Here is a 25908-nt window from a genome sequence, read left to right on the forward strand (position 1 = left end):
TTCAAAAAAAGTTAGATAATATTCAATCTTTATCATAATTCCTTTTTAGATTAGTTTTAACTTACTTAGTGAATTAATTAAGAGACTATAAAATGAATAAAGTAATTACACAATTATCAGAAATTAAATTAGTCGGTATTACAGCCCACACCTCAAACGCCGCAGAAATGAACGCTGATACTGCAAAAATAGGGACAACAATGCAGCGATTTTTTGCAGACAAATTACAAGATAAAATCCTAAATAGAAAAACTCCGGAAAAAATTTTTGCAGTTTATACAAATTATGAGAACGATGCTACTGGGGAATATACTTACTTTTTTGGAGAAGAAGTTACTTCTTTTGAAAATATAGATAAAGGGTTTTCGACTCTTACTATTCCAATGCAAACTTATGCAAAATTTACATCAGGTCCCGATCAAATGCCTAAAGTCGTTATTGATATGTGGCAAAAAATATGGAATATGAATACGGCAATGTTAGAAGGTAAAAGAGCTTACATAGCTGACTTTGAAATATATGATGAAAGAAGTAGTGATTTAAATAATGCTATAGTTGATATTTATATTGGTATTAAAAATACTTAACAGTTAAACTAGGCTATATGCTTTATCGGCAAGTTTCAAAAATAACTCATTTTCTATTCCATCCTCAAGATTCCAACAGATAGCTAACATAAGCTGGACAAAATACCAGCTTCTAACCTCTTGTAATTTAAAGCCAAAATAATTTGCTGCGAATTCGGTATCTTTCTTTATATCTATAATAAATGCACATACTTCATTTATAGGATATCCAATTACTCCTTTAGGGTCAATTACTACCCAATGCTTACTATTTTGTAACATATTCTCATGATGTAAATCACCGTGAAGTAAAATTTGAGGCTCAGTATTTTGAAGAAGCTCATCTCTCAATTTTCTTGCTTTTTGTAAGTAAGTTTTAGGCAAATCCCATTCTTTATCCAAAGCTTTCAGCTGATCCTTGATATTAGGGAAGTGATGAATTTCTGGTATAGCTGCTCTGTGCAGCTTATTCATAACAGAACAAGCTATAGCAATTTTGTTATCTGATGAATATTCTTTTAAAGAAATACCAGGAACGGCTCGCTCAAGCAGTAAAGCTTTATCTTTTTGGGCTAGAATAGTTGCAGCACCAAACCCTGAAAAAACTTTTAAAGCCTTTGCTTCGTTTGTTAGGTCTTTAGCAGTAAAGCTTAGCTTCAGTATAATAGGCTTATTATTTTGATAACCAGATAAAACATAATTGAAAGATAAATTATCTATAGGCTTAAGGTTAGACAAGTTCCATTCTTGAGCTAATTTTGATATAATTTCAGGTAGTTTTTCAAGCCAGATTTCCCCTTGCTCTTTATATATACTAATTATATTATTTCTAAATCTATCCATGTTATAGATTATATATGAATATATATTTTGAAAAAGCTAATTTAACTCATAAAGAAACTATTTTTATTTGGTTAGAAGAACCGCATATAAAAGAGTTTTGGGATAATAGTAAAGAGCATAAAGAGGATATACTGAACTTTATTACCGGCAGAAAACAGCATTATTTTTATGGAACAACTAATTACTGGATTGGTTTCATAAATAATGAGCCGTTTTGTTTCATTTTGTCGGACATTCTTCAAAAGGATCAAGATTTATCAGAGATTCAACAGAAATATTTGTCTAAATCGGGTCATACGATAACTCTTGATTTCGGTATAGGTAATAAAAACTTCTTAGGCAAAGGGCTTGCTAGCTCTACTTTAGAAGCTTTTATAAGATTTTACCACAAACATATTGATCCACTAAGCGATATTTTCTTTATTGATCCTGATGAAAATAATCCGCGAGCTACGCATGTTTATAGTAAAGCTGGCTTTAAACAGGTCGGAGAATATAAAGCTCAAAGCGGGGCATTTAAAGGCAATACAAGTTATTTAATGGTAAAAAATATATGAGTACAAATTATATTTTAATTCGTGATGCTAATAATAACGATATTTCTACTATGGTTTCTTTATCTTATAATAAACGCCGTAGCTATGAAAAAGCTCAGCCACAATTTTGGCGATATAAAGATGGAGCTGAAGAATCACAAAGTAAATGGTTTAAAGAGTTATTGCTACTGGTCGATTATATAATATTAATTGCAGAAGATGAAGATAGAATGCTTGGTTTTATTATAGGAAGATTAATAGAAGCTCCGGAAGTTTATGCCCCGAAAGGACTAACTCTAATGATTGATGATTTTTGTGTTGAAACCGAAAATGATTGGACTTTTGTAGGAGCGCAGTTAATTAAAAAAATTAAGCCTAAAGCTAAGAGTAAGGGAGCGAGTCAAATATTAGTAGTTTGCGGAGTACATGATAAACCTAAACGCCAATTTCTAAAAGCACTTGGACTAAATATCGCTTCAGAATGGTATAATGCTACTATATGATATTATTGTAATTTATTGAAGAGTTTCTTAAAATTAGGCTCTTCTAAGATAAAATTAGGATATTAACAGGATAAATTATTTATTATATACTATTTTAAGGATAATTTAGTAATATTCATCCAAAGTTTTTTAAATAATAATATAGATATAAAATGAACATGCAGTAAAGATATATCTATATGACTATACAATTATATTTAAACAATACATATCTATTTGAATCTAAAGCCTCTATTTTAAATTATGGTGAAGATGAAAAGGGAAAATTTATAATATTGGATCAAACTATATTTTATCCGCAGGGCGGTGGGCAACCTTCAGATCAAGGTGTGATTCAAAATGATTATTTTGAGGCAAATGTTACTTTAGTACGTCAAGTTGATACAGAGATTCGTCATTATATAGGTGCAGCATCAAACGAAATTCCGATAAATTCTATAATTAATTGTTTGGTGGATAAAAATAGACGAATGTTAAATAGTAGGTATCATACTGCTGCACATTTACTTGGAAATATTGTTGAAATACTTTATCCTATGCTTAAAGCTGTTAAAGGTCATTCTTTTCCGGGAGAGGCTTATGTTGAATTTCAAGGTGATGTGCCGGTGGATGTAACGCAAATTCAAAATACAGTTGATCAAACTATAGCTAAAAATAATAAAACAGAAATTTTTGAAACTGATCCTATTTCTTTTGAACAACAATTTTACAAGCTTCCGTATATCATCCCAGAAAATAAAAAATTTCGGGTTATGAGAATAGGTGATATGGCACCGGTACCTTGCGGCGGTACGCATTTATCTTCTACTACTGAAATTGGTAAAATACTTATTGGTAAAGTTAAACTTAAAAATAATATTGTTCGTATTTCATATGAGGTGACATGAAGTTCATATCGCTTGTAGATACTAAAAATCAAAACGTCATAACGATTGATGAGGATAGTCTTATCTTACGCATTAAAATAAATGAGCAAGTAAAAGAAACAAGACTTAAGCCTTATATGGCCTCAGTACTATATGAAATGTTTAGCAAACACCCTATACCGTTACCTTATGAACAAATTACTGAAATTCTAAGGCAGCACCATCTCATTGTTTCTGACTTAATGCGTATGCATCGTAGATTATCAGAAATCAGATTGTTTATTGCACAATTTCATCCAAATTTAGATGATATAATATTGAACACAAGAGGGGTAGGGTATAGTCTACCGTTACGTTTTAAAAACTTACATCAAATAGAACCTAAAGAAAATATTAAGTTTAAAAATCAGGAAATCAATAAAGCTATAGAAGCTTTGCATGGTTTAATCCTTGATGCAATTGACATGACTTCTAAAAGCAAAATTATATACTCTCCGCTAGGCTATATTATGAATCGTGAGCCTGTAAAACAGATTATCGTAGAAAAAATCTCTATATTTAATGAATGTGAGCAAATCATACTAAAAGAAATACGTACGCACGAAGCAGAGTTTATTAGTTTAAGAATTGCTTATCTTCTTGTAAAACTAAAAACTTTTATAGGTCTTGCTCGCATTTCCGAATATCCCATCTCAGAAGCACAATGGTTAGATTGGTTTAAACAAGAAGTATGGTTGTTTTTTGATCAACTAAAAAATTTAATAAGATCAGTAGAGAATTTATAACTAACTATATAGTAAAGCAGCAAAACTTCATAGAACCTAATAAGAACATAAGCTTTACCCCGTTTTCTATTTCTCATTTTTCGTTTCTTTTAAAATGGCTAGAAATGCCGCTGTGAAGCTTATTAATAAGCTTGACAAGATATTAGTACGAATTGTACAATATAGTTATAATTATCAATATAGGCTAATATGAGTAGTATTACTACCGCAAGTGCTAGGGAACATTTTTCAGAAATAGTAAATCGTAGCAGTTATGGTAAAGAAAGAATAGTTTTAAGTCGTAGAGGTAAAGACCTGGCTGCAATAATTCCTATGGAGGACTTAAAACTAATAGAAATGATTGAAAATAAATTAGATATAGAGGAAGCCAAAGAAGCAATTAAAGAAGCAAAGCAAAAAGGTACTATTTCTTTAGAGGAATTTAAAAAAGAAATATTGTAAACACGCAATCTGAATATAAAATTGAGCTTACCCCAAATGCTCAAAGGCAACTCAAAAAATTATCTAAACAATTACAACAAACTATAATTCAAAAACTCGAAGATTTAAAAGCTATCCCTTTACCTGTAGGGATAAAAAAGTTATCCGGCATAGATAATTTATACCGTTTAAGAATAGGAAATTATCGAATAATTTATCAAGTAGAGCACAAAATATTATTAATTTTAGTACTAAAAATAGGTGACCGCAAAGAAGTTTACGATAATTTAAAATCCTTACACAGTACATGATGAACCTAAACGCCAATTTCTAAAAGCACTTGGACTAAATGTCACTTCAGAATGGTATATTACTGCTATATGAACATAAGCTTTACTCTGCTTTCTATTTCTCATTTTCCATTATTTTTAAATTAGCTTAAATTTATGACTCATGATAATAATTTAAAACAAAATAATTCTTACATATTAGGTGTAGGAGAAGCAGGTGCTAAAAATTTAGATTTGCAGCACCAGATGTTAAAGAAAAATTCTATAAAGCAACTTGAAAAAGCTGGTTTAAAAGAGGGTACCATTATTTGGGATATTGGTTGTGGAAATGGTACAATGACTGAGATCATGGCATCTAGAGTAGGTGATAGCGGGCAAGTATATGCAGTTGATATTAGCGAGCAACAAATCCAAATAGCAAAACAAAGAATTAAGAATGCAGGATTCAAAAATGTTACATTCATAGCTAGTGATCTTTACTCGCTCTTAAATAATAATTACTCAAAAGCTGATATTGTCTATTCTAGATTACTATTAATGCATCTAAAGAATCCTGTTGAAGCTATAAAGCTGATGAGTTCTTTATTAAAAAAAGAAGGAGTAATCTCATTACAAGAATCTGCTCTAAATTCAGCTCTTCAAAAACTAAACAATCAAGAATCTAATGAAAGTTTCAAACGTTATTACCGGCTTGTCATAACCTATGGGCAAATTAACGGGGTTCACTATGATATAGGCAATAAATTAGCTACAATATGCCAAAATTTGAATATTTTTTCAAAAGTAGAACACTATATTTCTAGTTATGATTTAATGAATATAAAGACCTGCTCTTAGCTAGATATGACGAATTTAAGGATAAGGCTATTTTAGCTCACCTAATAACCGAAGAAGAATCTCTACAACTTCGAGAGAAACTGCATATTTTCTTTAATAGTGAGGAATTAATAAAAATGAACTTAAAAATTGATCAGCATCATTTATTGCTAATCTGTAAAAATTAATCTAGGTTCTTGTGTACGTTTTCTAATTGATTTACTATTTTGAAGTATTTTTTAGCAAAAATTAATAAGATTTTTGCTGAAATAGTTATTTATATTTCAAAAAAATCTTATAATTGCTAGCTGCAAATAACCAAAATTAAATCTTTTTAGAAAACATACGCAAGAACCTAATATGCATATAAATTTTACCCCGCTTTCTGCTTCTCATTTTTCGCTTCTTTTAAAATGGTTAGAAATGCCGCATGTAAAGCTATGGTGGGATGAGGATATAAAGTGGAGTTTAGAACTAATCGAACAAAAATATTCAAGCTATGTCAGAGGATATAAGCTAGAAAATAATAGATATCTTTCCAAACCAGCTTATAGAGAGAAGAATTTAAAGGAGACACTTCACCTCGCACCGCAGCGTATATAGACAATCGCACAGATGCGAGTCTAGGCTCGACGTCTAAATTACCTCTAGAAGCGAAGTTTGAAAAGATATCTAATGAGCCTAAAAATATACAAGCTTATATTATAGAAGCAGACCGTACTCCTATAGGATATATTCAAATTTATAATGCTTACGATTTTGAGCGTTCAGACCCATTAATAAACTTACCTTCAAAACTTGCAGCAATTGATTATTTCCTAGGTGAGCCTGAATATTTAAATAAAGAGGTAGGGTTACTTACTCTAAAAACTTTTTTAGAAAATTTTATAGATAAGCAATATACTCATATTTTAGTGGATCCGGACAAAAAAAATATCGCTGCTATTAAAACTTATGAAAAAGCAGGATTTAAAATAATTCAAGAGAATAAAGATGAAATTTTAATGCTTAAGAAGCTATCCGTAAACTAATTTATGATAAACAAGTTACCCGATTATGTTTACACTATCCGTAATTTCTGGAAATAAATTTTGTTCATATTCCGATAATTCTTCTATTTCTTTCATTGTATGAGCTTTTCTAGAAAAAGCTTTAAAATCCCATATCACTAATTTTGTATACCATATTTCAAGGTCTTTTATATTAAGCGGCTTATTCTTATCATATCCATAATAAGCTCCGGCTCTATCTTGTATAGTTTGCTTAAATTCATATAATTCATCATAAAATTTATAGAGATAATCCTTGTATAATTCTAAAGGTTTTTCTCCGTTCGGTAGATTAATTTGTGTATTAGCTCCTAATGCTTTTAATAAGTAGCAAATTTTTAAATGTCCATTCTTAATTGCTGTTATAAAAGAAGGAGTAGAGCCAAAATTAATATCAGCTCCTTTACTTAATAATGCTTCAACAATTTCCACACTACCTACAGATGCTGCTGTTGCTAAAGGAGAATAATGATATATTGGAATACCGCTACTACTTGTTGTTACAGGTTCAATATTAATTTGGATATTATCTTGTGCTAACAAAAATTCAACTATTTGTAGATTTTTTTACTAGCGGCACATTGTAACAAATAACCTTTTCTTAATACTTCGTCCTGAATACCTTGCAGAGCATTATAAAAAAAATGTATAAATAAATTGAAATTACTAGATATGATAGTAACTTCCATGGATACTTCAAAATCAACATCGACTCCTTTAGTCATAGATGTCAATACATTAAATATATTTACATGATTATTTTTTATTGCATAATATAAAGCTGAGTTTTTTATATCCTTATCATAATAATTTAATTCATCTTTATTAAGAATAGAGGTAAGTTTCAGAACCATATCACCTCGTCCACATCTAGATGCTTCTATTAACGGAGTAGTTTCAGGATTTAATCCTGAAGATATAGCATGCGGCTTAAAGCCATATTCTAACAACATTTCAAACATTTTAAAATTGCGTTTTAAAACAGCTACTGAAAGCAACGGATAATATACTTCATAATATGTTTCTTCGGGATCACGATCACGAAGGTCTCCATTAAATTTTTGGAACTGATTTGCTTCAATTAATTTTAAAATAAGAGAGAGTGCTTCATTTACGTTACTATTTCTAACAGCATTGCATAAAGCTTTTTCCTCAACTGTTTCAGCAATATAAAATTTTTGGTTATTTGAGAGCGGCATAAAGAATTATTTTTTACTAACTTTGGCAATATATCTTATAATTTGTGTATTTCTTAAAGCCTAATTTTTCAGCAAGTGACGTTGCCATTGGTGAAGTTTGGATTATTGCCTTATCTATTCCCATTTCTTTTAATATTTTAAATCTAGCTCTATATAAATCACTTGCAAGACCACGATTTCTATATTCCGGCATCGTTGAGCCGTTATAAAAACCTGCTATGCCGTTTGCAAAAATTATAGAAGCAGTTGCAACAATTTTATTTTCTTCATATGCTGCAAGCGGAATAAAAATTTTATTATCTCCAATAAATTTTGATAATTTATTTATATAAATATCACAAACGTCATCACTAAATCCAAAGCCCTGAGCAAGTACCTGAACCCATTTCGTATATTCTTCTATTTCAGTAATAATTTTAATATTTTTATTATCTATAATTTGCTCATGATAATCTTTAAGCTCGTAAACCATTCCCGGTACGTCGCCAAAATCAGCATATTTACCGTTTTGGAAACGCTCAAGCATTTCAGAAGATAGATTATTTTCATCAACCCACCAAGCAAACGGCAAACCTTTTAGTTTAAACCCTTCTTCCATTCTATCCATTTGAGCTACATTCACTTTATCAGGCAGTACAATCATATTCCATAAAGGATGATTGCACCCTGTATGTATTAGATAATAATTTATTCCATCTATTTGTCGTTCTTGTAGTCCAAAATATCTAAATGTGCCTATTAAACTTTGATCCACTAAATCAGCATTATTACTCATAAATTTATCTAACTGTATTAATTATACACTAAAAGTTATAATAAAAATTAAGAAATAGTCAAAGAAATACATGGCATTGTCTAAAAATTTTGATACTTCGATGTCATTCCCACGAAAGTGGGAATCCAAAAAAATAGCCTTAGTATAGCCATATATTATTGATAAAATAAACCTAAAAAAACAAGTTTTTTATAGGTTTTACTGGATTCCCGCCTACGCGGGAATGACAATAAAATTACCTTTTTAAGGCAATACCAAATATATTTTGCAAAGCTAGAAATATTAATATAGATTAAGTACAAAAAGGAATTAGTGAGTAAAATGCCGAAAAACCAGAATTTAGATATAGAAAGAAAACAAGATCATATTGAAATTAATCTTATGAAAAACGTTGCATCTACGCTTACAAGCGGTTTTGAATCTATGCAATTTATTCACAACGCATTACCGGAAATTAACTACGATAGCATAGATACTACTAGTACTTTCCTTGGAAAATCTTTGCAAGCACCTATTCTCATTTCTAGTATGACCGGAGGTACGACTAGAGCCGGAGATATTAACTATCGACTTGCACAGGCCGCCCAAAAAGCCGGAATTGCTATGGGGCTTGGCTCTATGCGGGTTTTGTTAACGAAGCCGGATACGATTACGACATTTGCGGTAAGGGATGTTGCTCCTGATATCCCATTACTTGCTAATATCGGTGCAGTGCAGCTTAATTACTTCGTTACACCTAAAGAATGTCAGTATTTAGTTGATGTCGTTAAAGCTGATGCCTTAATCCTCCATCTAAACGTATTGCAGGAGCTGACTCAGCCGGAAGGTAATAGAAACTGGGAAAATCTGCTACCTAAGATAAAAGAACTGGTTAATTACCTCTCTGTGCCTGTAATTGTTAAAGAAGTAGGATACGGTTTATCTAAAAAAGTTGCTGAAAGCCTTATAGGGGTAGGGGTTAAGGTTCTTGATATTGCAGGGAGCGGCGGAACATCTTGGAGTCAAGTAGAGGCTTATCGTGCTACAAATTCACTGCAAAACCGTATAGCTAGTAGCTTTATTAACTGGGGAATCCCGACTTTAGATTCTCTAAAAATGGTGAGAGAAGTTTCGGGAGACATTCCGATTATTGCTAGCGGCGGGTTAAAATCCGGCATTGACGGTGCAAAAGCAATCCGGATGGGAGCTAATATTTTTGGACTCGCCGGTCAATTCTTAAAAGCGGCAGATACATCAGAAAGCTTACTTTCCGAAGAGGTACAATTAATAATCGAACAGCTTAAGATTACCATGCTATGCACCGGATCACGCACTTTAAAAGATTTAGCAAAAGCAGAGATTAGGTTGTAGTAATTACTACACATTAAAAAATCTCTGCATATTTTAAATTAGTGGTTAATAAGTAAGCATGGCAGGAATTTAATTATTTTTTTATAAAACCGTTACTTGTCACATACATCATTCCATCAACTGTATGATCACCTAAATAATATTCAATAGGTGGATATCCAATACTCCAATCACTAGCATCAAGCATAATAGGCACAAGAATTTTTTTGAAAGAAATTTTAGAAAAATCTTCGACTTCTACAGGTGAAAAAGGAGAATTGAACTCCTGAATACTATAATTATCTCCTTGGACTACTCCGCAATTTTGACATGTGGACATAAAATATCGTGCATTTACTGTAGCAGAGTAATTTATAGCATAATTATTAGTATATTTTAATATTTCTGAATAAGCAGACGAAGAAATAGCTTGTATATAGGAAATAATTGAAACATAATCCATACAATCAAATACCAGTTTACTTACCTTATTACTATCTTCTGCTATTTCACTTTCTTCATCATTTAATACTTCAAAATCTTCAGGCAATACAATAGCATTAATTTTAGTATTTTTACCGCACTTAAAACATTTACGTTGTGTTGGTGCTAAGTAAAAATATGGAGCTTTTAAGTTAAATAATGATACGAGCGGTAACCATCTTGCAAAAAAATCTATATTTACACCGCTAGGTACAAACCACCTCTTCTCCGTCGAATCCCATTTAGCTCCCAAGCGTTTTGCTTGGTCTTTTTCATGATAAGGAACATTTAAATATGTTTTTTGATTGGGAGTTAGAATTTTACTTTTTTTAAATAAAATTTCACAACATTTTATAAAAACTTTACCTAAAAAAGTTAAAAACTTTATAAGCAAAAAGTAGAACTTAGCCAGAAGTTCTATTATATTCATCATAATATATATTTAAATAATTTCAGTATTTTATGTTGTATACTATTCTTAAAATATATTCAATTATTAATTACTGTTTTTAGGATTTATAATTAAGGGAAAAAATATTTTTGAAATATTTTTTACATTCATAACTCTTTTCTTAAATATAATTTAGCCATTTCTCCGAAATGGTATATTTACTCGCTCCGGGCTTTCCTATTAAATAGATAATAGTTGTCATGTTATTATTTCAATTTTGGCACTGGAAAATTGCCTATTCTAGGATACATGTGAGTATGTAGTACTCTTATAACTACTGTACCTTTTTCTTGTTTTGTGTGGTGGGCCTCTTGCATAACTTGCTTCTAAGGGTAATTTGTACGTCGATCCGGTACTCGAATCCTCACGTACTAAGTGTACGCTGCGGTTCGCAGTGAAGTGTCTCCTTCAAATTCCTCCTTATTAGCTACGTTATGCAAGAGGTCTAATTGTTTTCTTATAGGAAAGCTAAGTAAATTTGGGTATATATCAGAACGTAACACGCCTATATTAGGATTAATACTTAAATCAAGTGTTTTTCTATATATTTCATCTAAATATTTTAGAGTTGGTTGTCTTCCCCAATTCTTTAAACTATAATCCGCGATGTCTTCGATGTCACGTTTGGCACTATTGGTAAAATCACATTTAACCATTAATCTTTCTATTTATACTATCAAAAACACTTTTATATGAATGAGTTTTCCCCTTTCTTAAATCGTCCATTCCTTCTGCAATAGCCATTTTTAATATTTGTTCTTTAAAGGCTTCAAGCTCCTGAAATTCTTTATTAGAAATAATTACCGCTATAGGCTTACCGTTTTTAATAATACTAATAGGCTCAGTTTGAGCTTTAATAAGCAATTCTCCAAATTCTCGCTTTGCTTCAGTTGCATTTAATTGCTCCATATAAATTGACCATTTTAATTATTTTAATCAATTAAATCATAAATTTTTAATATAATCAACTTGAATTAATGTAGTTTACTTACTTCTAAATCTTTCCTCTAATTCCTTATCTAAAAGCCAAATATGTTCTTTTTCGAGTATCTCATAGCGTAATTGTTCTTTTTCTTCATCAAGAATAGGTAAGGGGGCTATTTTAGCAGCTCCGTAATGAATACCCTGAAAATCAATATTTAGCTCATGACAAACTTCTTCCACCGATTTAAGTTATTCTAAATCATCGTCAATAAAAATAATCTTTTTAAAATGTAAATTAGACTTTTCAAGAACAGCTTTAAGTACTAAACCTTTATCTGCAAGAGCCGTTAAAATAACTCCTGATTTTAACATAGGGATACCGCTTTTATTTTGGAATTCCGGGAAAATCATATCTTCTTTAAAGGGCGAAGTATTAATAAAAGTGATATCTACTTGTTTTAAACCGACAAATCTGAGGTTTTCCATTTCAGCTATTTTACCGTACTTTCCTGTCCACCACCCACTTAAAGCAATTGCCGGGATATTTCGTTCTTCTAAGTTTTTGATTAATCCTTTCATATTTGAATTAACCGGCTGAACTGTCCGCCTTTCAAAAACACAGCTATATAAATATGTAAGTTCATCTTTTGAATATTTCTCTTTTAGGATGAGCATAATGCTTGGCTTCACATAGTTCGTACTGATTACTCGGATAAGGAATTACAAGAGTTTATAGATGGTGATATAAAACTCAATTACCCATTTTATACTTTAGAACAAGATTTTTATGATGCACCCTTATGGCGTTATACGCTTTTCTCTAAACCTTTATCTTACTGGATCGGTCACGTTTATGCTGTTAAAGTTGACCACGCACATAAAACAATAAAAGTTATAGGCGGTATTAAATGGGGGTTTAAGCTCTCGTATTTTCCCATTAAGCCCCAAATGATTTTACCATCTAGTCTTAATATTGATGATTGGCAAACTGACTGGAAAGTTTTTGAAAAAGAGCTACAAGGATATGAAACTATATCTAGCTGTTTATAATCATCATTATACAACCTTTAATTAAAACTAATTGACATCTAGCGTCTTTTTGGTTCATAATTTTAACTTAATCTTAATGAGTAATAAATATGCCAAAACTTACGCTAGGTTCTACGAGTGATCCAAAATTAAAGGATTTAGAATTTCACAGTCATATTAAACTAATACCACATTTAGGTAGCAAATTTGCAATATTTCTCCAAGATAATGATCATATGGTATGTATTGGTCAAATTGACAAGGAGCCGATTTTGGTTATTAACTTAGATGATCTAGTGGTGACTAATAATCATAAATTAACGATAAAAGATAATACATTACCATTGAAAAGCATTACTATTTCACAAGGTAGTAGTGTATTTTTGTCTAATAATTATACAGGAGAAGAAAAGACGGCTATTCATGTGGGTAAGGGTTGTAAATTCATTCAAATAGGTAAAAATTTTCCTATGAAAGATATAATTTTAGAACCACTGGCAGAGATTGTGTTTACTCATAATAAATCTACCTATCATTTACAAAACCATAGTGAGATAGAGAATATTGAGATCAACGATATTCATTCTCTTAAATCCACTTCAAAGCCTTTCCCTACTATATTAGAAAAATTAATACTATGTTCTCAAGAGGAAAAAGAGGATATAGATAAAAATCTATTGATTTCATTTGATGGACAAGATGATTTATTTAAAATAGATGAGGTTACTCCATTAGGAGAAGTTTTGGGGTTGTTTAATGTTTGTTACGTAAAATTGTAATTGATATCAAGCGGGGCTTTAGGCTGTTTCCTATTATAAAGCCCCAAATGACTTACCATCGCCACTTAGTTTAGAAGACTGGCAAGAAGACTTAAATATTTTTAAAGAAGAATTAAAAGGATATACAACGAATTAAACTATAAATTTAAGTACTTACTTAATATACAGCTAAATTCAGAAAGCTTCAGACAAGATGAACTTAAGAGCAAGCCTGCACAGCGTACAAATAGTACGTGAGCAAAGGCTTGTCTCGAAAAGTTCGCTTGTATCAAGCTTTCTGAATGACGCTGTAACTCAATAATGTCCTTTACAGCTCTCTATTTCTATAAGTTGAATTTCTAAATTAACAGAATAAACTAACCTATGTTCCTGATCTATTCTTCTAGACCAAGAACCATTTAATTTATATTTCAAAGGTTCAGGTTTACCTTTGCCATCATAGGGAGTTGAAACAATATTATCTATCAATATTTGAATTCGTTTAGTTATTTTTGGGTTAGTACGTTTCCAAAATCGTAATTGCTCAAGTGCTTTATTAGACCAAATGACTTTCAATCCCTTTGCCTTCTTTTAGTTCTTTTTTTGCTTCTAAAATTTCATTTGTAACATCTTCAGCAGGAACGCCACTATCATAATTCATCCACCATTGATCTTCAGCATTTTCCATTTGCTGAATGTCATCCTCTGTAATCAATAAAATATAATCTTTAATATCATTTACTATATTAGCTTTAAAAAATTCCTGTATTTTTTCTTTAGTAATAGTATTATCGCTACTCTCTATAGCTTCGCGCCAAATAGAATGCTTATGTGTTAAATTACGTAAGTAACGTGCTGAATGTTCACCATATAAGGAAAATATTTTATACATTAAGTTTTTTTGTTGCTCAGTATAAATATCAAAGTCCATTTCACCGGAAGCTGCAATTGAACCATCTTTTAAGCTACTAAACGGTATACGTAGTTTTGGTGCTACCGGTCCATGTTGCCATGCTTCAATCTCTTCTTCAAAAAGTGGCTTATTAAATAAAGCAAGATGAACGCCTTGAGCAAAATATACAAGTTTCTGTAGTTTTAATTGGCTTATAATATCTCCTGCTTCTCTATCTACTAGAACTAAAAAATAATTTGCTACATCAAAACAGCTAAGTGCTTGTTCTTTTTGTTTGGTATTCATAATTATAAAATTCTTATTAATTACTCATTAATTACATTAAGTAACTTTATAACATAAATATATACTAATTACAAATAGCATATAACTGATATCTATCTTTGGTTAGAAATACTACCTACTATATTCAGTGGGCATAATATTTTCAAAATACTCATTCCCTAATTCTAAAAATGTATTAAAAAAAAAGTGGAACTTATTATAGTTTGTGGAAGACAATACTCTCTTCTAGAATTTTTTATTTTCCAGTTATTTGAAATTACTCTATTTGCTATTTGCTCTATTCTGCTTATAATTATAATAGCGATATTATCTTTGCTATATCGATAATAGCTATTTTTTTCTAAAGAATCCTCATATTTTGTGTCACGTACTGCTTGCCATGATAAGTTAAATACTTGTCCTACTGAAAAGTTTTGAAATAAATCTAAAAAAGTTGTTAAAGCTTGCTTTTCTGCATGTTTATCCATTACAGGAAAATCATGTTCTACTAATAAATATTTTAAGTTTTCTATACATTCATATTTAGCAATTAGCTTCCACATTTCAATAACATCATTTTCCCATGATGAAGACCATTCGTCTTTAACAATAGCCCAAATAGAATTAAAATATTCTTTTTTTTCTCTAATATCCATATTAGGTAAAAATTCCCATAATATTTTATTGCGATAATATCCTACTATTTTATTTTCTGAATCAAATTTAAAAGCATCAAGGCTATTTGTTAAGGTATTAAGACGTATAAAACCTCTACTATTTAAATGTTCTATAATATCACACCTTAATTCTTCATCCGGTGCTAAACATTCTATAGACGGTCCTTCTAAATATGGTTTTATAAACTCTAAATCTTTAGTAGCAGAATGTACTTCCGCAGCGAACAAATATACAGTATCCTTTAAGGTTAATTCGTTTGGTGCAGGAATATCGATATTAACGGGTAAAAACGCTTGCATTAATGCATTTCTTTTATTTTCTTCTTCAGCTTGTTCTTTCTGTTTTCTAATTTCTTCACAATTAGAACATGAACAGTAAGAATTGTCTCTATGATTACATACAGAACAAAATTTATCAAAATGTACTACATTATAATTAGCATAACTTCTACCGTCTAATTTACTTACTAGGTTTATATCCGGACAATATTTACAAAATAATTTATTATGAACTACAGGCGGAAAAAGTTTAATTAACATGCTAGGATATACATTAATCTCAAATTCTTCTAATAGATCTGGTATTTTTCGTAATTATAATAACGTTTTATTAAATCTTTGATTTGTTCTTCTGTTAAATGTGATAAATCTTTATGAGCCATAACTTAATATAAATTAATTGATTATTACATATATAATTGTAACTTATAAAATTACGGCTATAATAGAGAAAGTAATATAAATATACAACTATTTTTATTATAAAAGTAAAAATGGAAATTAAAAAACTATAAATATGGGGTAATTAGTAGATGATAAGCTTTTTAAAAAGCTTTTAGACTTTATAAATTAACAGATCGCCCGTTTTACGTTCTGAGATAATCATATAAGAATTTTTGGAGCATGGTACCGGCGTAAAGGTAAGAGGATATAGTAAAAGATTTCTTACTGCACCCTAGAGAACTTTTATTAAAAGAGACTTTCGTAAAAATAACCATTTCTTTAAGTAAAGATAGCGTAGAATTTTTTAAATCAGAAGCAGCAACTGCACATGTTCTTTTAGTTAAATTAGGAAGCTTCTTTGCTAACCTTATTTGTAGCGATCTTCTTTTTTAGATTAAACTGAAATTCGCGTCGTTGTTTTGCGATCTCATATAGCACAATGCCGGATGAGGTACCCAAATTAAGACTTTCAATAATTCCATACATTGGGATGTTAATACAAAAAGCTACTTCTCTCGACAGCAGGTTTGCTAATTCCTACTCCTTCGTTTCCAAACCAAACTGCAAGCTTTTTATATTTAGTGTAATCATGTTCATGAAGTACTACATTTTTATATCCTTTCATATGAGGAGAAGTAATGACCGAAACAAAACTTTCCTTCTCCAAATGTTCCATACAGCTATTCGTATCTTTGAAAATCTTTACGAAACTCCATTTAATGGCAGAGACGGATATAGCGTTGAGTTTTGGCTCTGTACGCATTTCTTCCCATGTGTCAGGTAATAGTTTTTGATTGGTAACAATATAAGCTTTTTCAATTCCAAGTGCGTTAACATTTCTAATGATGGTGCCAATATTTTTTATATTATCAGGGTTCTCAATTACGGCGATCAAGTTCTTGCACCTAAACTCTTTAATTTTATTAGCTCTTGTGCGAAGAGTCGGTTTAGACTTTTGTTTTTCTTCTATAATATATTAAATAGATTTATAAATATAAAAATTATAAAAGACGCTAATACATAATAACAAAAGAAATATTATTATGGCGGAGAGAGGGGGATTCGAACCCCCGACACGTTGCCGTGAACACGCTTTCCAGGCGTGCGCCTTAAACCGCTCGGCCATCTCTCCAAAATTTTTAGCATTGCCTGTATGGCTTCCTATGTTATTCTCACAAGGTATTTGCGTGGATCAATTTCACCTATGTCGTCATCCCGTGGCCTGACCACGGGATCCAGTTAAAAATATTAAAATATTAGTATTTTTTATTGTTTTTTTGGATATCGTGGTCAAACCATGGTATGACACCGAATGCGTTTTTCGATCCACGCCACAATACCACTCGCAATGACAACTCGGTATCCATGCGGGTAATGCTAAGACTTATTCTTAGAAAAAATATTATTAGCTTCTTCTAGCTCATTTTTAGTATTAACACCAACAATTAAATCATGATCAGTAGACAATAAATATGAAACTTTTTCACCATGATTTTTGCATATTTTTACTATTTCAGTTAAATAAACTTCCTTATTACCGTTAGTATTAGTAGCAAATAAAGGTAAGTATTTATTTAAAATTCCGCTACTGAAAGCCATAATACCTGAATTACAAAGTTTTATATTTTTCTCTTCTTCACTTGCGTTTTTATGTTCGATTATCTCTAAGAATTCGCCATTTTTATCAGTAGCTATTCTTCCATATTGAGCCGGATTTGCTCTCTCAAAGCTTAAAGTAACTAATGCAGAATTAGTAAGGCTTAAGTAATCTATTAATTCATGCATAAGTTTTGGAGTAATAAGAGGATGATCACCGTATAAAACTAATATTATTTTATTTTTATCAATTAAATCTATTGCTGCATGAGTAGCATGAGCTGTACCTTTAGGTTCTTCTTGCAGTACAAAGCGACACATATTTTCATAGGGCGTTAAATGCTTTTTAAGTTCCTCTGAATAAATTATAATTACATCATTTGTGACGTTAAGCGAATTCTTTAATACTGTTTCAAGCATTGGAACTCCGCCGACTTTATGCATTACTTTCGGTAAATCGGACTCCATTCTAGTACCTTTACCGGCTGCTAAAATAACTATTTGATAATTTGCATCGTTATAAGTCATTCTTCTCCTTGTATTATTTCGTAAACATCATCAGATAATTCATAATTACCGAAAACTCTTTGCACATCGTCGCTTTCTTCTAAAATTTCCACAAGCTTTAGTAATTTTTCAGCTTTTTCCTTATCATCTATAATTATTGTATTTAATGGAATCCAGCCTATATAAGAGTCTTCAGGTATACCGTATTTGCCGGTTAAAAATTCTAGAACTTTAGAAAAATTTTCAATATCCGTATAGATTGTATGGAATATTTCATCAGATACGATATCATCCCCTCCGGCTTCTATAGCTGCCTCAAAAATATCTTCATTCGATGCTATGTTTGTTGGATACTGAATAACTCCGCAATGTTTGAATAAATAATTAACGCTACCTGTTTCACCTAAACTGCCACCATATTTGGTAAAACCGGAACGCACTTCAGCAGCAGTGCGGTTTTTATTATCGGTTAAAGCTTCAACTATTATAGCAATACCGTTCGGTGCATAACCTTCATATCTAATTTCTGTATAATTTTCGGTATTAGCATCGTCAGCACTATTAATAGCTTTGTCTATTCTTTCTTTTGGGAGATTTTGACTGCGTGCGGCGGTTAAAGCATTTCTAAGACGCGGATTATTTTCAGGGATATTAGAAGAACCGGTTTTAACTGCAGTAACTATTTCACGAATTAATTTAGTGAAAACTTTTGCTCTTTTTTTATCTTGAGCCCCTTTACGATGCTGAATATTCTTAAACTTTGAGTGACCGGCCATTTTGCTATTAATTATATTATGTATATTTTAGGAATTAGATTTTATTTTGATGGGTGAGTACACGGAGCGTACATTTTAGTACGTGAGTATACGAATCCCTGAAAAAATGAAACAATAATTCTTAAAATATACATAATATTAACCTTGTTTTGCTTTAAATCTTTTATTCTTCTTATTTATTACAAAAATTTTGCCTCTTCTTTTAACGATTTGACAATCTTTATCACGTTTTTTTAATGATTTTAATGAGCTAACAACTTTCATAAAATATACTTAATTACATTTAATTTGGACTAATAATAAACATTTTTATTTAATCAGTCAATTACCAATTTAAAGCATTTTAAAACAAAATACCATGTTTCGTGGTTTTTATTGACATATATTAATAAAATAATGTATTATGTATTTATAAAAATTAAGAGATACCATATTTTATGGTTTTTTAAATATAAATTTAACCCATAATTATAAAAAGGTCAAATTATGAAAAAATATTCGCCATATGATTTTAATCAAGCAACTATAAATGAAATCAAACAAAATGGAAGAGAATAGAGTTTAGACAAACCATATTATGATGAATTTCTTGTTGAATTACCGAAATTAGTTCAAAAATTTGATCTATCTGAAATAATTACAAAAGTAGATTATCCAGGTAAACATGTATCCATATTTAATGCAGTAGGGGAGCTAGCATCCTATGCTCAGCTTGCTAAATGGGCTGAGAATGCTATTAAAGATGAGCAGCAAGGTGAAAATGAAAAAGCTAATAATCAATGGAAAGCTATAAAAGTAGTGTTAGAGTATGCTAAAACATCAGGTATAGATTATTGTAGTTTAATAAAAGGTTGGGAAAATAATAAAGGAGCAGCACAAGGCGATCAGATACTAAAACTACTAGAGAACAATTTACAAGAAACAAAAAACCATAAAATTAAATCAGAAATATTTAGTCTTATATTAGAAGAAGCAAATAAAGGAGAATACGGTTTATACGCTATTCCTAGTAATTATAAAAATAATGAAAATGTAAAACATGCAGCTGCAAAACATCAAGAATTTGTTAATGATGAGCTTGAAACATTAGCAGTATGTTGGGCTACTATAGAACCTACAGAAGAGTTATTTGAAGATGAATCTCTTGAAGAAGAATCAAATATTTCTCATAACGATTTTACTCCACCGCCGGAAATGCCGCAATATATAGACCTTGGTAATTCTGAGCAACTTGCAGCATTATTTAGTCAAGCAACAGCTCTCGCTAATAAAGCAACTTCAACACCTGGAAATTATCAAGCATGGCAAAATCATGCCGGTTCAATATTAAATAATGCAGAATTAGGTGAACAACCTTCTACTAGTTCAAATACCGCTAGCTCTAATAGAGTAGAGTTTAATGTTAAAGAAAGTATTAATGAAATCAATAAGTTAATAAAAAATTACTAAATAGTAATCAGTGAAGAATATATAAATAGAGTCTTAGAAACCGAAGATGCAGAGATAATAGATCAAGCTTTAAATAAGCCTCACTTTATTAAACAAGAACTTCTCATAATAGTAGAAAATTTTACGAAATCATTAGGTAATCATTACGATTCTCTGAATTTTGTAAGTAAATCTTTATTTGTAGAGTCAGATGAGTTTCAAAATTTAGCAGAATTTATAGAAGATTTACTACCTATATTAGATAAAGAAAGTAAAGCTCTAAAATATGAATATTGTAAAGTAATAACAGAAGGAATAAGTAATCCATTACAAGTATTAGGCTCTATGTTTGGTGGAGAACCATTAAATCCATTAAAAACAGCAGCAGAAATATTTCACATAATACTAAATGATTGTAGTGATTATTACAGAAATAATGAAGATGTTAATAATACATATCAATGGCTTAAAGAAGTTGGCGTAAGATTTAGTGTAGTTAGAACTGCAAGTTTAAACGAAGAAACATTAACCTCAGAAAACTTTAACTTTAATAAAAAGTCAGCTGAGTTAGAGCCTGTAGTAATAGAACTTGAACAAATATTAGAAACATTAGGTATTGCTAAAGATAATTTTGACGCTAATGATTTATAAGTAATCTTGTTGGTTTCTTATCTCATAACTTCCCTTGCTTCATAAGATAAGTTATGGTAGGCTAGTTTATCTTAATTAGTAACTCAAGTTTATTTTAGCGTTGCCGATATGGCTCGAAAGAACATTATGTCATTCCCGCATATTATTGCGTGGATACCAAGTCGTCATTGCGAGCGACTGAAAGGAGCGTGGCAATCTCATAAAATAACACTCCTGAGATTGCTTCGTCAATTACTTCGTAATTTTCCTCGCAATGACGTTAAAATCCTACTATGTTCCTTTCTCTTCTTTTCAAATCCGGCTATTGCCGATCCTGAAATAGCTGAATCCTTTAAATGTTCAAAACTTTTTCCTTACTTTGAAAAAAAATTTAATATCCCATCTAATACGTTACATTCAATAGCTTTAAAAGAATCGGGGAAAAAACATACAACCCGTAAAATTAGAGTAGTATGGCCTTGGACGGTAAATGTTGAAGGAAAAGGCTATTATTTTAACACGAAAAGAGAAGCCGTAAGTTTTGTTAAAATAGAGCTTATAAAAGGGCGAGAGAGTATTGATGTCGGATGTATGCAGATTAACTTAAGACATCATTTAGGGGCTTTTAATTCCTTTGAACAGGCATTCGATCCAAATAATAATGTTCGTTACGGGGCAGAGTTTTTACGCTCAAAATATGATCAGCTAGGGAGCTGGCACAAAGCTATAGCACATTACCACTCAGCCACTCATTCTTTAGGGTTTAAATATAAGCAAGATGTAGTTAAAATAGCAAGTAATATGGCTCTTTATAAAGCATCCTTACATAGTTATCTAAATAATAATGAAGGGGCTTTAGAAGATACAATTCCGATAAATAATAACAAAATTCAAAAAAAATCACTTTTTAGTGGCAATAAAAGATACAGAAGTAGTATTATGGTACCGATTCCTGCTAAAATTAATTAAATTTTATGAGTATACTCGTTGAACTTAAAAAATTGGCTACGTCATCCTACAATTACTGCGGTACTCACGTATTAAGTATACGCTGCGTTTCTCGTCTTGTGGATTCCTTGCTCTTTTTCAAGTTGAACTTCGTATACCAGCTTTTCATTTACTTTTTAATATTAGTAAGTGCGGTAAAAGTAAATGCCGATTTTAACAATATTCAAGATAATTTTGAATATCAGGAAGAGCAGCTAACAATAGAATTACCTTGGAGCGACTGTACCGAAATTCATAAATTATTAGAGGAAAAATTATCTTTTTCAGAACAACAAATAAAAAAAGAAAATAAAATTCATGAGAAATATAAGCAATTTTATTTAAAACATAATAATTCTACTAATTTTTCTATGCAATTTCTTGAGAAAAAATCTGAGACTAATGGAGTAGAAACTTTAATATCAGGTTTTTTAAAATTTTGTGAAGATAATTTCCAAACTAGTAAAAGTAAATCTAATTCCCTAAATTATTATATTAAAAAACAACAAGATCAATGGTTTAATGATATAAGAAACGAGAATTACAAAATATATTACAGAAAAAAATACGAAGATAATATCTTTAGAAATAATTAATTTATTTCAGCACTTGATTCATATATTATTTAATTTATATTAACTATAATAATATACAGGGTTATTTATGTTAAAGAAATTTATATTAGTATTGTTGTGTATAAGTAGTTATAAATCTCTAGGAGAATCTAATAAGACCGAGAACAATATTTCAGGGATAGAAAGAAAAAAAGTTTCTAGTAATGATAAACAAACTAAAGCCTGTCTACTTAGAGCATTTGGATCTAACTTCGGATTTAAATCCTTTAGAAAAAAGCCTGTTGAGTTTAGAACCTTTATCGCCTAATAATAAAAATACGAAACCTATAATTGTAGGTATTCAAGAGAATTTTGAAGGGCTAGATAGAGTTAAAGGGGATGATATTCGCACTGCAAGACAGAGAGAACTTATTCAAAATAGTTGGTTAAGAGGAGATCTTATTTCTCGATTCCCGACTAACACTTTAGGTCAAAAGATAGAAGATAAATGGAAGGGATTATATATTCAACAGATTAAAGCTAAAAAATCACCGAAATAATGCTGTAAAGGGGATAAGTAACAGCTTATTTATCAAGCATGCAGCTAATGATATAATAAGTCGATTAGGGATGATTGATAAGGATTTTTCGGATATTCTAGAAATATCGGCTAAATGCGGTTACCTTACAAAGCTGTTAAAAACTAACTACCGAAATGCCGATATTACTGCAACGGATATGTCACCTTTATTGCTTGATTCTTTTGAACATAATCGTAAATTATTAATTAGACATCTTTCCAAACCAGCTTATAGAGAGGAATTTAAAGGAGACACGGAAACACTAGATACCACAGCGTACACGCTAGTACGTGAGGATTCGAGTACCGGATCGACGTATAAATTACCTCTAGAAGCGAAGTTTGGAAAGATTTCTATTGATGATGAAGATTTAGAATTTCCAAAAGACTCTTTTGATTTAATTATTTATTCATTAGGGTTACACTGGATAAATGATGTGCAGAGTTTTCTATCTAATATAAGAACATTTTTAAAGCCTGACGGTATTTTTATCGGTAATTTTGTCGGCGGAAATAGTTTAAAGAATTTACGTAAATCTTTAATAGATGCCGAAACAGCAAGTGGTTTTAAACACTCTCCTCATATTTCTCCCTTTATTCATTTTGACCATGTCCCAATGCTATTATCACAAGCAGGATTTGCCGAAGTAATTGTTGATTATGAAAATATAGAGCTAAAATTTGATAATCCTTTAGCTTTAATGAGGGAAGTAAAAAATATCGGTGAGTCAAATTCACTAAATGCTAGTCACAATTACGCTATTTCTAAAAAGATGTTCTCTTTACTACAAAATTATACAAACGGCTTTGAAGATAATATTAATTTAATTAGTTTTATTGCTTCACCAAATAAGAATAGTATAAGATTAAAGTTGTTATAAAGGCGATAGTAGTGTATTTTTAGCAGTATTACGTCATTGCGAGTGGACATTGTTGCGTGGATCGGTTTTATCCGTCATTGCGAGGAAATTTACAATAGTAAATTGACGAAGCAATCCAGTAAAGAATTCTGATTTACAGAATTTTTTTATTATTTTTTCTGGATTGCCACGTCGCTTCGCTCCTCGCAATGACGATTAGATATCCACGCAACAACGCCTGCTCGCAATGACGATCCAACAATTTATTAAGGTCAAACAAATATGCAAGAATTTGATTTAGTGGTAATAGGTAGCGGTCCGGCCGGTTATACAGGTAGTATTAGAGCTGCTCAGCTTGGTATGAAAGTAGCGTGCATTGAGAAAAACGATACTCTCGGCGGCACTTGTTTAAATATAGGGTGCATACCGTCGAAAGCTTTACTTAATTCTTCTAAAAAATATGAAGAAGCTCTAAAGCATTTTGAGAGTATAGGTATTACTGCAGATGTAAAATTAGACTTACAAAAAATGCTAGCTAATAAAGATAAAGTAGTTTCTGACCTTACAAAAGGTATAGAAAGCCTATTTGCCAAAAATAAGATTACTAGGATAAAGGGTGAAGCTAAAATTATCTCTAGCGACATCATTGAGGTAAATAAAGAGCAAATTAAATCTAAAAATATCCTAATTACTACAGGTTCCAGCGTCATAGAAATACCGAATATCAAAATAGATGAAGAGTTTATTGTTTCATCTACCGGAGCTTTAAAGCTTTCTAAAGTACCTGAGAACTTAATAGTAGTCGGGGGAGGGTATATAGGCTTAGAACTCGGTTCGGTTTGGAGTCGTTTAGGTGCTAAAGTAACAGTTATTGAGTATGCACCGAGCATTGTGCCGATGCTTGATAAAGAAATTGCTACGCAGTTTATGAAGTTACAACAAAAGCAGGGTATAGTGTTTAAACTAAATACTAAAGTGCTGTCTGCTGAAGTAAAGTCAGGAAAAGTAAATCTGACAATAGAGGAGGGCGGTAAGAGTTCGGTAGTAACTAGCGATGTGGTATTAATGGCAGTAGGTAGAAAAGCCTATACCCAAAATCTAGGGCTTGAGTCTGTCGGTATTATTACAGATAAGCAAGGTAGAATTGAGATTAATGACCGGTTCCAAACATCTAGTCCAAACATTTATGCAGTAGGTGATGTGGTAAAAGGAGCTATGCTTGCTCATAAAGCCGAAGAAGAGGCTGTAGCTGCCGTGGAAATTATGGCAGGGCAGGCAGGACATGTTAACTATAATCTAATTCCAAGCGTAATATATACTTATCCCGAAGTAGCAAGCGTCGGTGAAACGGAAGAGCAGCTAAAAGAAAAAGGTATCAGTTATAAAGTGGGTAAGTTTCCGTTTTTAGCAAATAGTAGAGCAAGAGCAATCGGTAGTACGGAAGGGATGGTTAAAATTCTTGCCGATAGTAAAACCGATAGGGTTTTAGGAGCTCATATTATAGGAGCCGATGCAGGTACACTTATTGCCGAGCTTACCGCTTATATGGAATTCGGAGCAGCTTCGGAAGATATAGCAAGAACCTGCCACGCCCACCCGACTTTAAGTGAAGCCATAAAAGAAGCAGCTCTTAGTGTGGATAAAAGGACGATTAATATGTGATTATACTCCTACGTCACTGTAAGCAACTAAAAGTACTGTTGCATAGCTGCTATGTCATTCCCGCGAAAGCGGGAATCCAGCATAAAGCGAGATAAATCGAGCTTTTAATTTCAAAAATTTGTTGTATTT

The 25908-nt window shown here is 31.2% G+C and carries 33 protein-coding genes, 1 tRNA gene and 4 pseudogenes; 20 read left to right on the forward strand and 18 right to left on the reverse strand.

Annotation, left to right across the window (positions count from 1 at the left end):
- Positions 1-92 precede the first annotated feature (92 nt).
- Positions 93-587, forward strand: coding sequence for a GyrI-like domain-containing protein (locus tag RF_RS04145; protein ID WP_011271102.1), 495 nt, complete (start codon positions 93-95; stop codon positions 585-587).
- 3 nt (positions 588-590) lie between these two features.
- Here RF_RS04145 and RF_RS08985 read toward each other — a convergent pair whose 3' ends face one another.
- Entirely contained in the window at positions 591-1409 is an 819-nt protein-coding gene (locus RF_RS08985; RefSeq protein WP_011271103.1) for an aminoglycoside phosphotransferase family protein, read from the reverse strand.
- Positions 1410-1423: 14 nt separating this feature from the next.
- Here RF_RS08985 and RF_RS04160 point away from each other — a divergent pair, with 14 nt between their 5' ends.
- From RF_RS04160 to RF_RS08995, 9 genes and pseudogenes are all read left to right on the forward strand, one after another.
- Positions 1424-1966: a GNAT family N-acetyltransferase gene (locus tag RF_RS04160; RefSeq protein ID WP_011271104.1), complete on the forward strand. Its 543-nt coding sequence runs from the start codon at positions 1424-1426 to the stop codon at positions 1964-1966.
- On the forward strand, positions 1963-2448 hold the full coding sequence (locus tag RF_RS04165; protein WP_011271105.1) for a GNAT family N-acetyltransferase: 486 nt from the start codon (positions 1963-1965) through the stop codon (positions 2446-2448). The genes RF_RS04160 and RF_RS04165 overlap by 4 nt, the downstream gene beginning before the upstream one ends.
- A 179-nt stretch (positions 2449-2627) precedes the next feature.
- Positions 2628-3335 carry an alanine--tRNA ligase-related protein gene (locus tag RF_RS04170; protein WP_011271106.1) on the forward strand — a complete coding sequence of 236 codons (708 nt, stop codon included), beginning with the start codon at positions 2628-2630 and terminating at the stop codon, positions 3333-3335.
- Complete coding sequence (locus RF_RS04175; RefSeq protein ID WP_011271107.1) at positions 3332-4099, forward strand: hypothetical protein; 768 nt, start codon at positions 3332-3334, stop codon at positions 4097-4099. The genes RF_RS04170 and RF_RS04175 overlap by 4 nt, the downstream gene beginning before the upstream one ends.
- Positions 4100-4288: 189 nt before the next feature.
- Positions 4289-4540, forward strand: coding sequence for a type II toxin-antitoxin system Phd/YefM family antitoxin (locus tag RF_RS04180; RefSeq protein ID WP_011271108.1), 252 nt, complete (start codon positions 4289-4291; stop codon positions 4538-4540).
- Between the two features lie 20 nt (positions 4541-4560).
- On the forward strand, positions 4561-4830 hold the full coding sequence (locus RF_RS11965) for a type II toxin-antitoxin system RelE family toxin (protein ID WP_143549710.1): 270 nt from the start codon (positions 4561-4563) through the stop codon (positions 4828-4830).
- 135 nt (positions 4831-4965) lie between these two features.
- The gene (locus RF_RS04185) at positions 4966-5646 is read left to right on the forward strand and encodes a class I SAM-dependent methyltransferase (protein ID WP_011271109.1); all 681 of its coding nucleotides are present in this window, start codon (positions 4966-4968) and stop codon (positions 5644-5646) included.
- A gap of 507 nt (positions 5647-6153) precedes the next feature.
- A pseudogene (locus RF_RS11970) lies at positions 6154-6329 on the forward strand (palindromic element RPE1 domain-containing protein); the annotation flags it as partial.
- The gene (locus RF_RS08995) at positions 6330-6656 is read left to right on the forward strand and encodes a GNAT family N-acetyltransferase (RefSeq protein WP_231564307.1); all 327 of its coding nucleotides are present in this window, start codon (positions 6330-6332) and stop codon (positions 6654-6656) included.
- Positions 6657-6671: 15 nt separating this feature from the next.
- Here the strand turns inward: RF_RS08995 and RF_RS04200 are convergent, their stop codons facing one another.
- The 3 genes from RF_RS04200 to RF_RS04210 are packed head-to-tail and all read right to left on the reverse strand — an operon-like array spanning position 6672 to position 8648.
- Positions 6672-7217, reverse strand: coding sequence for an ankyrin repeat domain-containing protein (locus RF_RS04200; RefSeq protein ID WP_011271111.1), 546 nt, complete (start codon positions 7215-7217; stop codon positions 6672-6674).
- Positions 7218-7225: 8 nt separating this feature from the next.
- A complete protein-coding gene (locus RF_RS04205) occupies positions 7226-7873 on the reverse strand; it encodes an ankyrin repeat domain-containing protein (RefSeq protein ID WP_011271112.1) in 648 nt (215 codons plus the stop codon).
- 16 nt (positions 7874-7889) lie between these two features.
- Positions 7890-8648: a GNAT family N-acetyltransferase gene (locus tag RF_RS04210; protein ID WP_011271113.1), complete on the reverse strand. Its 759-nt coding sequence runs from the start codon at positions 8646-8648 to the stop codon at positions 7890-7892.
- A 321-nt stretch (positions 8649-8969) separates the two neighbouring features.
- Between RF_RS04210 and fni the strand changes: the two genes are divergently transcribed.
- On the forward strand, positions 8970-9998 hold the full coding sequence (fni, locus tag RF_RS04215) for a type 2 isopentenyl-diphosphate Delta-isomerase (RefSeq protein ID WP_039595002.1): 1029 nt from the start codon (positions 8970-8972) through the stop codon (positions 9996-9998).
- Positions 9999-10071: 73 nt separating this feature from the next.
- Here the strand turns inward: fni and RF_RS04220 are convergent, their stop codons facing one another.
- The 6 genes and pseudogenes from RF_RS04220 to RF_RS04235 all read right to left on the reverse strand — a co-directional run bounded on the left by RF_RS04220 (position 10072) and on the right by RF_RS04235 (position 12510).
- A complete protein-coding gene (locus tag RF_RS04220) occupies positions 10072-10893 on the reverse strand; it encodes a DUF5710 domain-containing protein (RefSeq protein WP_011271115.1) in 822 nt (273 codons plus the stop codon).
- 327 nt (positions 10894-11220) lie between these two features.
- A pseudogene (locus RF_RS09000) lies at positions 11221-11414 on the reverse strand (palindromic element RPE1 domain-containing protein); the annotation flags it as partial.
- A 12-nt stretch (positions 11415-11426) separates the two neighbouring features.
- A pseudogene (locus tag RF_RS11445) lies at positions 11427-11567 on the reverse strand (type II toxin-antitoxin system RelE/ParE family toxin); the annotation flags it as partial.
- On the reverse strand, positions 11560-11820 hold the full coding sequence (locus RF_RS04230; protein WP_011271117.1) for a type II toxin-antitoxin system Phd/YefM family antitoxin: 261 nt from the start codon (positions 11818-11820) through the stop codon (positions 11560-11562). The pseudogene RF_RS11445 and the gene RF_RS04230, both read right to left, overlap by 8 nt.
- Before the next feature lie 75 nt (positions 11821-11895).
- On the reverse strand, positions 11896-12075 hold the full coding sequence (locus RF_RS11450; protein WP_011271118.1) for a hypothetical protein: 180 nt from the start codon (positions 12073-12075) through the stop codon (positions 11896-11898).
- A 9-nt stretch (positions 12076-12084) separates the two neighbouring features.
- The gene (locus RF_RS04235) at positions 12085-12510 is read right to left on the reverse strand and encodes a DUF2608 domain-containing protein (RefSeq protein WP_045820733.1); all 426 of its coding nucleotides are present in this window, start codon (positions 12508-12510) and stop codon (positions 12085-12087) included.
- 464 nt (positions 12511-12974) lie between these two features.
- Between RF_RS04235 and RF_RS04245 the strand changes: the two genes are divergently transcribed.
- On the forward strand, positions 12975-13643 hold the full coding sequence (locus tag RF_RS04245; RefSeq protein ID WP_011271120.1) for a hypothetical protein: 669 nt from the start codon (positions 12975-12977) through the stop codon (positions 13641-13643).
- Between the two features lie 294 nt (positions 13644-13937).
- Here the strand turns inward: RF_RS04245 and RF_RS04250 are convergent, their stop codons facing one another.
- From RF_RS04250 to RF_RS11465, 3 genes are all read right to left on the reverse strand, one after another.
- The gene (locus tag RF_RS04250) at positions 13938-14198 is read right to left on the reverse strand and encodes a Txe/YoeB family addiction module toxin (RefSeq protein ID WP_011271121.1); all 261 of its coding nucleotides are present in this window, start codon (positions 14196-14198) and stop codon (positions 13938-13940) included.
- Positions 14179-14820 carry a Panacea domain-containing protein gene (locus tag RF_RS04255; protein WP_011271122.1) on the reverse strand — a complete coding sequence of 214 codons (642 nt, stop codon included), beginning with the start codon at positions 14818-14820 and terminating at the stop codon, positions 14179-14181. The genes RF_RS04250 and RF_RS04255 overlap by 20 nt, the downstream gene beginning before the upstream one ends.
- A 164-nt stretch (positions 14821-14984) precedes the next feature.
- Positions 14985-16016 (reverse strand): hypothetical protein, encoded by a 1032-nt coding sequence (locus RF_RS11465; RefSeq protein ID WP_011271123.1) that lies wholly within the window; start codon positions 16014-16016, stop codon positions 14985-14987.
- 346 nt (positions 16017-16362) lie between these two features.
- Here RF_RS11465 and RF_RS11975 point away from each other — a divergent pair.
- Positions 16363-16592: pseudogene (locus tag RF_RS11975) on the forward strand (hypothetical protein).
- Positions 16593-16692: 100 nt separating this feature from the next.
- On the opposite strand, the gene RF_RS10900 reads toward RF_RS11975, so the two are convergent.
- The 5 genes from RF_RS10900 to ykgO all read right to left on the reverse strand — a co-directional run bounded on the left by RF_RS10900 (position 16693) and on the right by ykgO (position 19342).
- Positions 16693-17094 (reverse strand): TrmH family RNA methyltransferase, encoded by a 402-nt coding sequence (locus RF_RS10900; protein ID WP_011271125.1) that lies wholly within the window; start codon positions 17092-17094, stop codon positions 16693-16695.
- Between the two features lie 149 nt (positions 17095-17243).
- Positions 17244-17331 (reverse strand) — tRNA-Ser (locus tag RF_RS04270).
- Positions 17332-17576: 245 nt separating this feature from the next.
- Positions 17577-18323, reverse strand: a complete 747-nt coding sequence (locus RF_RS04275; protein WP_011271127.1) for a sugar phosphate nucleotidyltransferase — start codon at positions 18321-18323, stop codon at positions 17577-17579.
- Positions 18320-19078, reverse strand: a complete 759-nt coding sequence (locus tag RF_RS04280; RefSeq protein WP_011271128.1) for a YebC/PmpR family DNA-binding transcriptional regulator — start codon at positions 19076-19078, stop codon at positions 18320-18322. Before RF_RS04280 ends, RF_RS04275 begins: the two co-directional genes overlap by 4 nt.
- Positions 19079-19216: 138 nt before the next feature.
- Complete coding sequence (gene ykgO, locus RF_RS04285; protein ID WP_004998227.1) at positions 19217-19342, reverse strand: type B 50S ribosomal protein L36; 126 nt, start codon at positions 19340-19342, stop codon at positions 19217-19219.
- A gap of 534 nt (positions 19343-19876) precedes the next feature.
- Here ykgO and RF_RS11470 point away from each other — a divergent pair.
- From RF_RS11470 to lpdA, 7 genes are all read left to right on the forward strand, one after another.
- Positions 19877-20527: a hypothetical protein gene (locus RF_RS11470; RefSeq protein WP_011271129.1), complete on the forward strand. Its 651-nt coding sequence runs from the start codon at positions 19877-19879 to the stop codon at positions 20525-20527.
- A 324-nt stretch (positions 20528-20851) separates the two neighbouring features.
- Positions 20852-21157 (forward strand): hypothetical protein, encoded by a 306-nt coding sequence (locus RF_RS04295; RefSeq protein ID WP_011271130.1) that lies wholly within the window; start codon positions 20852-20854, stop codon positions 21155-21157.
- A 126-nt stretch (positions 21158-21283) separates the two neighbouring features.
- Complete coding sequence (locus RF_RS04300) at positions 21284-22105, forward strand: lytic transglycosylase domain-containing protein (protein ID WP_041405320.1); 822 nt, start codon at positions 21284-21286, stop codon at positions 22103-22105.
- A 122-nt stretch (positions 22106-22227) separates the two neighbouring features.
- Positions 22228-22719 (forward strand): DUF2532 domain-containing protein, encoded by a 492-nt coding sequence (locus RF_RS04305; RefSeq protein WP_045820787.1) that lies wholly within the window; start codon positions 22228-22230, stop codon positions 22717-22719.
- Between the two features lie 182 nt (positions 22720-22901).
- On the forward strand, positions 22902-23237 hold the full coding sequence (locus tag RF_RS04310) for a hypothetical protein (protein ID WP_011271133.1): 336 nt from the start codon (positions 22902-22904) through the stop codon (positions 23235-23237).
- 31 nt (positions 23238-23268) lie between these two features.
- Positions 23269-24138, forward strand: a complete 870-nt coding sequence (locus RF_RS09025; RefSeq protein WP_268747334.1) for a palindromic element RPE1 domain-containing protein — start codon at positions 23269-23271, stop codon at positions 24136-24138.
- Between the two features lie 261 nt (positions 24139-24399).
- On the forward strand, positions 24400-25779 hold the full coding sequence (gene lpdA / locus RF_RS04320) for a dihydrolipoyl dehydrogenase (protein ID WP_011271135.1): 1380 nt from the start codon (positions 24400-24402) through the stop codon (positions 25777-25779).
- Positions 25780-25908 lie beyond the last annotated feature (129 nt).

Origin of the sequence: Rickettsia felis URRWXCal2, from assembly GCA_000012145.1 — a bacterium.
Taxonomy (GTDB): Bacteria; Pseudomonadota; Alphaproteobacteria; order Rickettsiales; family Rickettsiaceae; genus Rickettsia; species Rickettsia felis.